We start from the raw sequence: 12,625 nt of genomic DNA on the forward strand, positions 1-12,625 counted from the left end.
CTATTTTAATTGAAGAAAGATGCTAAAACAATCTTACTTCGGAAGATTTATTGAAATAATAAACCTATTGTTTGTTTCTTATAAGTATGATTTTCGCTTCGCCTTCCTCTTTCAGAAGGTCGAAGCGAAAAAATTATTTATCTGTATCTTTTAAATAGATACTACCAGTTGTAGTAGACAATTCAATTTTCGCCATTTCATTTTCAGAAACGCGACGGAATTCTAACATTTGATTCGTGCGCTCTTTCTTTTCACGGATCACTTCATAATCAGACAGGCGGCTATTGATACTGCCGAGACTTGTTTTTGCATGACCGTCCATACCGATGGTTGTTGGCAATGCAACTTTGACGTTACCATTGACTGAGCTTGCTTCGATTTTCTTCAAACGATCTTCTTTCACTGTCAAACGAACATCCCCATTGACTAATGAAATCGCTAAGTTTTCTGGTGTTGCGCCAAAAGTAACTGTACCGTTGACTGTTTCAATGATTGAATCTAAAATATCTCCATTACGGACATCGATATTCCCATTGACTCCACCAATCTCAAGCATCGTTGCAGCCATTTGCTCAACCAAGATATTACCGTTTGTTGATTTCATATAAATATCTTTTACATCTAAATCTTCAACTACAATATTACCATTGAGTAATTTGATTGCTGTATGGTCATACGTGCGTTTTGGTAAGTAGAAGACTAAATCGGCACGTACACGTTTGTTCGGGATTTGGAAAGAAATGTGTTCATCATTGACTTCGATTTGACTGCGTTCAGCAAAAGCTTCATAAGGCTCTGCACCCATTTTTCCATAAAGCTTGATTTTCGCTTCGACTTTTACGTCTTCGCTATCCCAAGTTTTCAAGGTGACATTCCCATTAGCCGCTTTGATGTCGATAATACTTGCTTGTGGCGCGCTATAGTAAAATTCGTGTTCAAATTTAGTTGTAGCGATCCCAGGTACTCGTAAACTGACATCTTTCCATTCCATATTATCATTCACTGTTACGGAAACATTTTGGAAGGTTTTCTTTAAGAATTTACCTAGTTGACTCCCAGCTTCAGTCATTTTTTCGCCGACTTGGTTCAATGTGTCATTTGCTTGTTCTTTCCAATCCTCTGGCAAGTCAAATTTCTCAGCAAAGGTGTCTTTTTTCTCAGACCATTGGCTTTTACGGATATCTTTTAATTCAGCTTCAAGCTTGATCCGCTCTTCAGATAAGAGATCTCCGGCTGCTTCAAGTTCTTTGACTTCTTGCTCCAATTGTTGACGTTGTGTCAATTCTTCTTCTGTTAGTTGATCCAACTCTTCTTTTGTATTCAATTGCATCAATGTTTCCTGTTTTTCATTGCGTGCAATTTTATTTTCAAAAAGTTTTGCGTTGACTTCATCTAAGTGAGCAGAAGTTTTGTTCGCTTCAGTCGCCAATTCATCTAAGATTTTTTCTAGATTCTCTTTGTCTTCTTGCTCTTTTTGTCTTGGATCTGGTTCTACTGCTTCACGTTCAGCTTTGCCATTTTCAAGTTCATCGATCAAACGACTTGCTTCATCTTTTTCTTTACGATCAGCATGTACACGATCTGCCTCTTTTGCGATTTGCTTTTCATCTTTTTCAGTTGCCATACTCTCCAATAGGTCTAAACCTTCTTCAGTTGAAAGGATGCCTTTTTTAACTAATTCTAAAATACGTTCTCTTTCTTTCATGGAAATTGCCTCCTTATAGCAAAAATTGTTTGCAAGCTTTTCCTTACATACATATTATGCAATGATTTGAAGAAAAAGTCATAGGACTTAAGTTGTAACTTTCTCTCATTCTTAGGATGATTTTTTCTGTCGAGTAAATAAAATTGAAGAAATGACTGATGTTATCGGTAAAACAAGGATCGCTGCGCTTGTCGTGACTACTACAGTTACATACTCCAAAACGAAAGTTTTTTCGTTGATCAACTGGCCAAAAGACAATTCTAGATCAATGAACCACAATATCAGGGCTAAACAATTTCCCATAAAAGCAAAAACCAAGGTCGTTACTGTTGTAGCTAAAATTTTTCTGCCGATCCGTATACTCGATTTTACTAATTCCCGATAGCTTTGTAATGGATCTGTCAGATATACTTCATACGTCGCACTAGCGATGGACACACTTGCATCTAATACGGCTCCACTCACACTGATCAATAAAATTGCTCGCGTCAATGCGAAAAAATCCAAGGGTACATGCAAATCGAACCCTGTCAGTTCATCTAATTCAATCCTTGTAAACCCTTGGATCGCTAATTCAGAAAGAAACGGCGTCACCACTAAGAAAACCACTAAAAAAAGCAATACACTAAGAAAAGCTGCTTTCATCTTGAGATTATAGCCATTAACAAAAAACAATGTGACACTAGTGATCAATAAAAAGATCACGATGGCACTTGGTAATATTGGCAACCGAAAATGATAGAGGAGTAATAGAAGGAAAAACAACAGGACGTTGATGAACAGACCTAAGATCGTATAGAGCCCATTTTTCCCACCAACCAGTAAAATCAATAGCACTAAGAGAAGTGCTAAGAGCAAAAGTACATTCATCAAATCGCCCTCCGATACTTCAAATGGCCTAAATAGCATAAAAGTGTAATGGGAATCGAAAGGACAATGCCTAGACTTCCGCTGATCACACGTAGCAATTCCAACGAGAGATGTAGCTCAATCGCATCTCTCAAGGGCCAACCATTGTTAAAGTAAACAAGTAACATCGGGATCGTCCCACTGACGTATACGAATAGTAAGATATTCGTCATGGAGCCAATTACATCTTGTCCTACCATTTGACCAGACTGCCACAATCGTTTCATCGTTATTTTTGGTTTTTTATTCACCAACTCATCTAAAGTTGTCGTGACTGTGACAACTGTATCCAATACCCCACCTGTCATCCCTACTAATAAACTAGCTAAAAAAACGGAACGATACGGTCGAGTCAAGTAACTCATTTCCTCATAACGTAATCCTTGATCGTTCAAATAATCCATTGCGAACAAACAAATTAGAAAAGCTACACCTACACTCGTCATGGTTGCGACGATTTTTATCCGTCCACCTTGTTGCCAACCATCTAAGGCAAAAACGCAAATGACCGTTCCTAGAAAGACAAAAAGGACACTCGTCATCACCAAAGATATCCCTTGGATCTGCGTGAAACCCTGAAGAAGTAAAATCAATAACAAGAGATTGAGTCCTACACTGATCAAAGTGAATATGCCTGCTTTTCCGCCTACGAACAAGAGCGCACAGATAAATAAACTTGTAAAAAGGAATAACCAGCCGTCATTTTTTTTGCTGAGTATCTGCCATTCATCCCCGATTTTCCGTACGAGATAAAGTTGATTCGTCTTAGCTTTTGCATGTTCGATCTGATTTTCTTGGTGCGGAATAAACAGAGTGAGTTCTGTTCCTTTCGCTTGCGTATTCATCAATTCTCCTTTGATTACTTGTTGTTCATTTTCTAGCGATACTTGCTGTACTTGCATGATTGGGTCTTCGTACCATTCAGTGGCATGTTGGATTACCCATGCGGCCACAAAACAACTACAAAGAATCAAACATTTGATCAATAATCGTTTTTTTTTGTGCATACGCCTTCCTTTCTAAGGTTGTGAAAGAAGCGGTCAGTACTAAGGCATAAGGCAGAAAAATCGAAAATGGCTTTTTCATTTTTTATTTTTTTGACTTATGTCCGAAGTGTTGCTTCTTGAACACCATTTATTCATTTTTAGAAGGAACAGGATATCTAATGTACCCGATCCTTAAAATTTATGAAATGGATAACAACAAACAATTAATCATCGCCAAATCTCGAATAATTGTCTTCTATATTAATAAAAAAGCCAACTTCCAAAAATATATCTCTCTTTTCGGAAGTTGGCGCTTATTTCTCAGAAATACTGATCAGCATTTGACAAAAATCAGCGAATGATTTTTATCTTTGATTAGTCTCTTCGTTATGATTTGTGTTCAACTCAGTGATTTTACCTGTAGCTAGATACACGATCCATTCACAGATATTTGTTACGTAATCACCGATCCGCTCTAAATAACTTGCTACGTTGACATAGTCCGTTCCACTGATAACAGTTTCGGGATTTGCTTGCATATTTTTGATCGTTGCATTGTAGATCCGATTGAATGATTCATTGACACGATGATCCATATTTGCAATCGTACGTGCATCCTTTTCATCTGTTTTAACGTAAGCGACTAAGACATTATCTACCATTTTTTTGACATAATCAGACATATCAGAGATTTCTTTTTCGATTTCAGGAATTCTTGTTTCTCCTTTAAGACGAATCGTTGACTTGGCGATTGATACTGCGTGGTCAGCCATACGCTCTAAATCTGAACTTGCTTTCATGACTGTGATGATCGTTCGTAGATCAGTTGTCACCGGTTGTTGCAAAGCAATCATTTCAAAACTTTTTTTCTCTAATCGTGTTTCCATATCATTGATTGTAATGTCATTTTCAATTACTTCTTTTGCAAGAACTTTGTCGTGTTTTGTATAAGAGCGCACTGATTTATGCACGGCATTACTAACCATCATTCCCATTTCGTAAAATTGATTATGAAGGTTCAATAATTCTTCTTCAAATTGTGTTCGTAACATCCTCTTTCCTCCTTATCCGAATCGTCCTGAGATATAATCTTCCGTTTCTTTTTTATCAGGATTCATAAATATTTTTTTCGTATTGTTGAACTCGATCAAATTGCCATCTAAGAAGAAAGCTGTTTTGTCTGAGATACGTGATGCTTGTGACATATTGTGAGTCACAATGATCATCGTATAGCGTTCTCTTAATTCTAATAACATACTTTCTATTTTACCAGTAGAGACTGGATCTAAGGCACTAGTTGGCTCATCTAATAAAATAATTTCTGGATTGACAGCTAACACACGGGCAATACACACTCGCTGTTGTTGTCCACCTGATAAAGACAACGCACTTTTATGCAATTTATCTTTGACATCTTCCCAAACAGATGCTGCTTTCAAGCTCTCTTCTACTACTTGGTCTAACACTTTTTTGTCTTTTTCACCTTTGATTTTCAACCCATAAATGACATTTTCATAGATGGAGAATGGAAAAGGATTTGGTTGTTGGAACACCATACCGATTTCTTTACGTAGTCCAACGATATCCGTTTTAGGACTGTAGATATCATTGCCCTTGTAAACGACACTACCAGTGATCGTTACACCTGGGATCAAATCATTCATACGATTCAATGAACGTAAATAAGTAGATTTCCCACAACCAGATGGTCCGATCATTGCAGTGATCTCGCCTTTATTGAAACTTAGATCAATGCCTTTCAAGGCTTCTTTTTCCCCATAATACAGATGAAGATCTTTTGATGAGATAATTTCTTTTGTCATAGCAAGTCCTCCGTCTTAACCAAAATGACCGGACACATAGTCTTCAGTTGCCTGAATCTTAGGTCTAGTAAATATCTTATTCGTCTTGTCATACTCGATCACATTTCCAAGATAGAAGAACGCAGTGTAATCGCTGATCCGGGCAGCTTGTTGCATATTGTGAGTCACAATAATAATCGTATAATCTTCTTTTAAGTTGACTAACGTTTCTTCAACAGTCCCAGTAGAAATCGGGTCTAACGCACTCGCTGGTTCATCAAGCAATAAAATATCTGGTTTCATCGCGATTGCACGAGCGATACAAAGACGTTGCTGTTGTCCACCTGATAACGCCAAAGCACTTTTATTCAAACTATCTTTGACTTGATCCCATAATGCCGCTTGCTTCAAACTAGTTTCGACGATCTCATCTAGTTTTTGTTTGTTTTTCTCACCATGCTGTTTCAAGGCAAACGTAATATTGTCATAGATTGATTTACTAAAAGGATTCGGACGTTGGAACACCATGCCGATTCGTTTGCGCATTTCGTAAACGTCGATTTGTGGTGCATTGACATCGACTTCTTTATACATGATCTTTCCAGTGATCTTCGTGTTTGCGATCCCATCGTTCATTCGATTCAATGAACGTAGATAAGTGGACTTCCCACACCCTGATGGTCCGATCAATGCAGTGATTTTATTCTTTTCAAATTCAAGATTGACACCTTTAATGGCTTCGTTATCGCCATACCATACATGCAAATCATCTGTATATAGCGCGATATCTTTTTCAGCGCCCATTTTGATGATGTTGGTTTCATTCATATTATATTCTTTCATTCTGCTTCTTCTCCTTAAGCTGAAGTCATTTTACGGTGCAGACGTTTTCCAATTGCTCGAGCACCAAAGTTGAATAGTAACACAGCGATGATCAATACTGCAGAAGCTCCTGCCGAAACGGAAACCCCATCGGGCATCGTTCCTTCTGTATTGATTTTCCAAATGTGGACAGCTAGTGTTTCAGCTTGTCGGAAGATACCGATCGGGCTGGAAATGCTAAATGGATTCCAGTTAGTAAAATCTAAGGCTGGCGCACTTTGACCAGCGGTATAGATCAACGCTGCGGCCTCACCGAAAATACGGCCAGAACTCAAGATGACCCCCGTCAAAATACCTGGTGTCGCTTCAGGAACAACGACACGAAGCACTGTTTCCCAACGAGACAATCCTAGAGCTAAACCAGCTTCGCGTTGTGTGTAATGAACTGCTTGTAAAGATTCTTCGACTGTCCGAGTCAATAAAGGCAAGTTGAATACGGTTAATGCCAAGGCACCTGAAATGATCGAGAACCCATATTGGAATTGGATAACGAAAACCAAGAAACCAAAGAGACCGACAACGACAGAAGGCAATGAGCTAAGAATCTCAATGGATGTGCGGATGACATCTGTCAACCAGTTTTTACCTGCATACTCAGACAAGTAGATTCCTGCACCCAGTGAAATCGGAAAACTGATGATCATTGTGATGATCAGTAAATAGATAGAGTTGAATAATTGGATTCCAATTCCTCCGCCAGTTTGATACGCTTTTGACGGTTCAGTCAAAAATGCCCAAGAGATATGTGGAATACCGCGAACTAAGATATAAAGAAGCAACGCAGCGAGGATCAGGACGATGATGCCTGAAATCACATATAAGACACCTGTTGCTATTTTATCAGAACGTTTTGCATTCATTATTTCAATTCTCCCTTCTTACCAATCAAGCGGATAACGATATTAAAGAATAATGACATCAAGAGTAGGATCAAGGCTAGAGACCACAAAACGTTGTTTTCAACGGTACCCATGATCGTATTTCCGATACCCATCGTCAAGATCGATGTCAGCGTTGCAGCTGGAGTGGTAAAGCTTGTTGGCATCAATGCCGCATTACCGATAACCATTTGGATCGCTAAGGCTTCACCAAAGGCACGAGCCATCCCAAAGACGATAGCTGTCAAGATTCCTGGAATTGCTGCGCGTAAGACTACTTTATATGTGGTTTGCCATCTCGTTGCTCCTAATGCAAGAGAAGCTTCACGATAGTGTCTTGGTACGGCTTTTAACGCATCGACTGTCATCGTCGTAACCGTTGGTAAGATCATTACGAACAACACAAATGTTCCGGCTAAAATACCAAAACCCGTTCCGCCAAAAATGCCGCGAATGAATGGAACGATGACGGATAGACCGATAAACCCATAAACAACTGAAGGAATACCTACAAGTAGTTCAATGACCGGTTGTAAAATCTTTGTTCCGTTTTTCGGAGAGATTTCTGTCATGAACACAGCTGCTCCGATGGCAAAAGGTGTTGCAATGATCGCAGATAAAAAAGTAACGATAAACGAACCCGCGATCATTGGTAGAGCTCCTACCATTGGTTTTCCATCCGGCCCGAGTGCGCTTGGATTCCAATTTGTTCCAAATAAGAAATCAAAAACATTGATTTTATCAACAAAAAAGGTCGCTAACCCTTTGCTGGCAACAAAATAAAATATTGCTAAAACAACCACTACAATCAATGCAATACATAAAAAGCTGATAAACTTTCCACGTTGTTCCATTTTCGAGCGCTTGGATTTAGTTACTAGTGCTTTTTTTACATCTTCCACAGATGATTCCTCCTTGGTCCTTTAACATACCTATACAGTCTACTAAGCGAATATCAATTTGATTTTAATAACATGTAAATTTTTTGCTAACTTTGTAAATTTTGTGTAAAGATGGTTAATTCACCACATTACCTTCCCAATCGCGTTCAACTTTCATACTCGACACTGGAATATAGCCTAAATCTCCAACGATATTTTTTTGCACTTCATCTGATAAGATATAAGCTAAAAAGTCTTTCGTTAATTGACTTGTCTCTTTTCGCGTATACATATGCTCATAAGCCCAAATCGTCCAATCATTTGTTGTGACATTCTTGTCTGTTGGCTCGACTCCGTCGATTTTCAGTGTATCCACATCTTTTGATACATAAGAGAATGCGACATAGCTGATTGCTCCTGGGGTATCCGCAACGATTTGACGGACCATTCCACTAGAATCTTGTTCTTGGGAACGAATCGCTGTTTCACCGTCTAAGACCCATTTTTCAAAAGTTGCTCTCGTTCCACTACCTGCTGCACGGTTCAAGATCACGATTGGCTGATCTTTCCCACCTAGTTGTTTCCAGTTCGTCAGTTCACCAGTAAATACTTTTTTCAAGTCTTCCATCGAAATGTTGTCAATGCCGACTTCTTTGTTGACAATTGGTGTAATGCCCACTACTGCTACTCGATGGTCAATCAGCGCGGACGCATCGATCCCTGATTTCTCCTCTGCGAACAAATCAGAATTACCGATCTCAACAGCACCTGATTGGACTTGCGATAAACCAGTACCACTTCCGCCACCTTGTACATTGATAAATTTGCCGGGATTTTCTGATTGATATGTCTCAGCAACCGTTTCAACTAAAGGTTGTAAAGCGGATGATCCCACCGCTGTGATCGATTCACCTTGGTCGACCAGGTTTGAACACCCAGACATTGTTATAAATAGTGCTATCATTGGTATTAATAATCGTAATTTTTTCATTAGAAATCTCCTTCAATCCTAAAGTATTTCCATTTTAACATTTTCACTATTACTTGAAAATCAATTGATTTTATTAAATAACAAATAATTTAATTTAATTAAAAAAAATACTATCTCAATAAATTTTTCTATGCTATACTGGCATTGAAATGTGTCTCTGTACCAAGCAAGCATTAACTTATTTCTTGCTTTCCCCAAAAAACAAGAAATACCCCAAAAGTTAATTCCCGCTCTTGCGAGACGCTTTCTCCATTTCTTGTAATAAAACTACAGAAATGGCCCCGATAGAAAAGGACATGAAAATCTGCTCTTATGAGTCTATTTCATGTCCTTTTTTGTTCAGTTTTTTACAAGAGTGGTGAAACAAGTCGAGCCAATCCCTCTTTTAGCTTGATCATCCAGCCCCGAGCCTCGTAACGTTCTTTTGTCAAACGCTCAGAAACTTTTGCATCTTCAAAAAATGCCCCTCGCACTTGAGTTGCGAGCCGTTCGTCATAGATCAGTGTATTGACCTCAAAATCTAAACGGAAAGAACGAACGTCGATGTTTGCTGAACCTACGGAAACGATTCCGCTATCGATGATCATTGTCTTCGCATGAATAAATCCATTTTCATAAGTTTCGATGACAGCACCATATTCGATCAATTCAGCAGCAAAAGAATACGTTGCCCAATACACTAATGGGTGATCTGGTTTATTGGGAATCTGCAAATGGACCTTCACACCGGATAGCAATGCCAATTTCAACGCTTCATGGATTGATTCATCTGGAATATAATAAGGCGTTTGGATCAAAATCTCCCGCTTGGCCAGTGAGATCATTTTAAGGTACGTCATTTTGATTTGTTCATGTTCTGAGTCTGGTCCACTCGTCACGACCTGTAAGGCAATCTCACCGGTTGATGCAATACTTGGGAAAAAGCGCGCCGCATAATGCACTTCTTTTGTATGTTGAGAATTCCAATCCATCAAAAAGCGATTTTGTAGCGCATAGACTCCTTCACCATAGATACGCAAATGATTATCTCGCCAATAACCAAATTTTTGTACGAGACCTAAATACTCATTTCCCACATTGAATCCACCTGTATAACCAATTTTCCCATCGATTACTACGATCTTTCGATGATTACGATAATTGATTCGCGGGTTCAGATAAGGAACAAAAAGCGGAAAAAAGAAAGCAACTTCTCCACCAGCTTCTTTTAACTCATGGAAAAACTTGGTTGAAACTTCCGTCGATCCCCACGCATCCAGTAAAACTCTTACTTGTACCCCTCTGCGAGCAGCAGAAGTTAATGCTTGGCAGACCTCGATCCCTAAGCTATCGCTGCGATAAATATAATATTGTAGATGGATGTGGTCAGTTGCCTGTTCAATATCCTCGATCAACCGGTCAAATTTTTCTCTGCCATCGGTGAACAGCGTCACATCATTGCTTGTGGTATACAGTGTGCTTTCTCCAACAGTTAACATATAAATCAACTGTTTGACATCCACTTGTCCAGTCGGAGGATGTGGGTATAATCCCCGCATCAATGCCTGTCGATCCTCTTCGATCTCTAAGTTCTTACCGATCTTTCCTTGAATCTTCAAATCAAATATCTTATCTTTTGAAATCCCACGTCCAAAGAAAATGTAAAGGAAAAAACCTAGTATCGGGATAAAAGTCAATACAAGTAACCATGCCCAAGTTTGAGCAGTTTCTTTTCTTTCGGTAAAAACGATCACTAAAGATAATAATGTGTTCGTAAGCAGTAAGATCGTCGAAAAATTGTCAAAAATAATATCCATTGCCTCACCTCTTATCCGGCTATCCTCCTTAGGATAGCGAAGTTGTTTTTTAAAGTAAAGAAAAACCACTGATTTGTCTACCAGAAAAACCGACTTCCTTAGAATACTATAGATAGACAGGAAAGAGTAAGTTTATTTTTCTATAAAATAGATTTTTCGAGAATGAAAATTTTTACAAAAAAAAACCAGCAGGATCGCTCCCACTGGTCTGCTTCATATCTTTGACTAAAATTTCAAGAATCTTCTCATTGAAATAATCGAACCTAATGAACCAATAATGACACCAATACCGGCCATCAATGCGTCGATTTTCCAAACGATATCCTGTGGCTGTATCAATGAGTAATTTGAACGCAACAAGGTTGGGTTGAGCAATTTGTAGATTTCCTGATACCCAAATGTGAAAATCAATACAGGAATAATGGCTCCAATCAAGCCGATCCAACCTCCTTCAAGGAAGAAAGGCCAACGGATATAGCCATTCTTGGCACCAACTAAACGCATGATCTGGATCTCTCTTTGACGTGAAATGATCGTGATACGAATCGTATTTGAGATCAAGAACATCGCGACAAATAATAGCAAGGCAGCTGCTGCTAATCCCCATGTACGTACTGCCGCAGCAATATCAAAGATTCGGTCAGACGAAGTGCCACCATAATCCGAACGGAAAACATTTTTCAACTTCGCGGCTTCTTCAGAAACTTCTTTAGTATAAGAAGGTTGTGTCGTTGTTACAACGTATACATCGTATAACGGATTGCCGTCTCCCTCAAACAAACTCCAAGAATCACCCATTTGATCCTGGATTTTCTTTAATTCTTGGTCTTTACTTGAAAATTCAACTTTGTTGACGTGTTCAAGTTCATTCAATTCTTTTTCGAGTGTTTTCATATCTTTCTCATTCGTCCCGATATCAACGAACACAGAAACATCTACGTTACCTTCGATGTCTTCGGCTAATTTAGTCGCATTCATGATGATTGCCATAAATACACCAACCAAAGTCAGTGTGATCGTCACCGCACTGATTGATGCGATGGTCATCCAACCGTTTCGTTTTAAACTTTTGATACTTTCTAATAAATGACGGAAAAAGGTTCTAATCATCGTATCCATATTCCCCTTCCGCTTGGTCACGAATAATCCGGCCATTTTCAATGGCGATTACGCGGTGACGAATTGTATTAACGATCGTACTGTTATGTGTAGCCATAACAACAGTCGTTCCTTGCGCATTGATCCGATCCAATAACTTCATGATTTCCCATGAGTTTTCCGGGTCTAAGTTTCCTGTCGGTTCATCTGCAATCAATACTTTTGGTGTATTCACGATTGCTCGAGCAATCGAAACACGCTGTTGTTCCCCACCTGATAATTCACTTGGGAAAACACGTACTTTATGTTTCAAGCCGACTAAGTCTAAAACTTCCATGACACGTTTTTTTATGTCACGAGGTTTTCTACCGATGACTTGCATCGCATATGCGACATTTTCATATACTGTTTTTCGAGGCAACAATTTATAGTCTTGGAAAACTACTCCGATTTCTCTACGTAAATAAGGTACTTCACGATCTTTGATATTTATCAGATCATGGCCAGCAACGTTCAATGTTCCTTTCGTTGCTTTTTCTTCTCGGTACATCAATTTGATGAATGTAGATTTACCAGCACCAGATGGTCCTACTACATAAACAAACTCTCCTTGGTCAATGACGATCGAGAGATTTCGGATAGCTGTGGTACCATTTGAGTACTTCTTCATTACATCCTTCATTTCAATCATGGCGTT

12 protein-coding genes are annotated in these 12,625 nt (G+C 38.9%); all 12 read right to left on the minus strand.

Annotated elements, in window-relative coordinates; translation table 11 throughout:
• Nucleotides 1-133 precede the first annotated feature (133 nt).
• Entirely contained in the window at nucleotides 134-1,705 is a 1,572-nt protein-coding gene (gene liaX, locus HZ311_RS02945; RefSeq protein ID WP_023520025.1) for a daptomycin-sensing surface protein LiaX, read from the minus strand.
• A 111-nt stretch (nucleotides 1,706-1,816) separates the two neighbouring features.
• Complete coding sequence (locus tag HZ311_RS02950) at nucleotides 1,817-2,575, minus strand: YibE/F family protein (RefSeq protein ID WP_023520026.1); 759 nt, start codon at nucleotides 2,573-2,575, stop codon at nucleotides 1,817-1,819.
• The gene (locus tag HZ311_RS02955) at nucleotides 2,575-3,621 is read right to left on the minus strand and encodes a YibE/F family protein (RefSeq protein ID WP_023520027.1); all 1,047 of its coding nucleotides are present in this window, start codon (nucleotides 3,619-3,621) and stop codon (nucleotides 2,575-2,577) included. Before HZ311_RS02955 ends, HZ311_RS02950 begins: the two co-directional genes overlap by 1 nt.
• A 344-nt stretch (nucleotides 3,622-3,965) precedes the next feature.
• A complete protein-coding gene (gene phoU / locus HZ311_RS02960; RefSeq protein ID WP_010734921.1) occupies nucleotides 3,966-4,652 on the minus strand; it encodes a phosphate signaling complex protein PhoU in 687 nt (228 codons plus the stop codon).
• A 12-nt stretch (nucleotides 4,653-4,664) separates the two neighbouring features.
• Complete coding sequence (gene pstB / locus HZ311_RS02965; protein WP_010734920.1) at nucleotides 4,665-5,423, minus strand: phosphate ABC transporter ATP-binding protein PstB; 759 nt, start codon at nucleotides 5,421-5,423, stop codon at nucleotides 4,665-4,667.
• A 15-nt stretch (nucleotides 5,424-5,438) separates the two neighbouring features.
• Nucleotides 5,439-6,245 carry a phosphate ABC transporter ATP-binding protein PstB gene (gene pstB, locus HZ311_RS02970; RefSeq protein ID WP_010734919.1) on the minus strand — a complete coding sequence of 269 codons (807 nt, stop codon included), beginning with the start codon at nucleotides 6,243-6,245 and terminating at the stop codon, nucleotides 5,439-5,441.
• 14 nt (nucleotides 6,246-6,259) lie between these two features.
• Nucleotides 6,260-7,144, minus strand: coding sequence for a phosphate ABC transporter permease PstA (pstA, locus tag HZ311_RS02975; RefSeq protein WP_010734918.1), 885 nt, complete (start codon nucleotides 7,142-7,144; stop codon nucleotides 6,260-6,262).
• On the minus strand, nucleotides 7,144-8,064 hold the full coding sequence (gene pstC / locus HZ311_RS02980; protein WP_034687410.1) for a phosphate ABC transporter permease subunit PstC: 921 nt from the start codon (nucleotides 8,062-8,064) through the stop codon (nucleotides 7,144-7,146). The genes pstA and pstC overlap by 1 nt, the downstream gene beginning before the upstream one ends.
• A 115-nt stretch (nucleotides 8,065-8,179) precedes the next feature.
• Nucleotides 8,180-9,034, minus strand: a complete 855-nt coding sequence (locus tag HZ311_RS02985) for a phosphate ABC transporter substrate-binding protein PstS (protein WP_010734916.1) — start codon at nucleotides 9,032-9,034, stop codon at nucleotides 8,180-8,182.
• A 347-nt stretch (nucleotides 9,035-9,381) separates the two neighbouring features.
• Nucleotides 9,382-10,830: a cardiolipin synthase gene (gene cls, locus HZ311_RS02990; protein WP_010734915.1), complete on the minus strand. Its 1,449-nt coding sequence runs from the start codon at nucleotides 10,828-10,830 to the stop codon at nucleotides 9,382-9,384.
• A gap of 225 nt (nucleotides 10,831-11,055) precedes the next feature.
• Nucleotides 11,056-11,940, minus strand: coding sequence for a permease-like cell division protein FtsX (gene ftsX, locus HZ311_RS02995; protein ID WP_306795955.1), 885 nt, complete (start codon nucleotides 11,938-11,940; stop codon nucleotides 11,056-11,058).
• Nucleotides 11,933-12,619 (minus strand): cell division ATP-binding protein FtsE, encoded by a 687-nt coding sequence (ftsE, locus tag HZ311_RS03000; RefSeq protein WP_010734913.1) that lies wholly within the window; start codon nucleotides 12,617-12,619, stop codon nucleotides 11,933-11,935. The genes ftsX and ftsE overlap by 8 nt, the downstream gene beginning before the upstream one ends.
• Nucleotides 12,620-12,625: the final 6 nt, after the last annotated feature.

It is taken from the genome of Enterococcus mundtii, from assembly GCF_013394305.1.
Taxonomy (GTDB): Bacteria; Bacillota; Bacilli; order Lactobacillales; family Enterococcaceae; genus Enterococcus_B; species Enterococcus_B pernyi.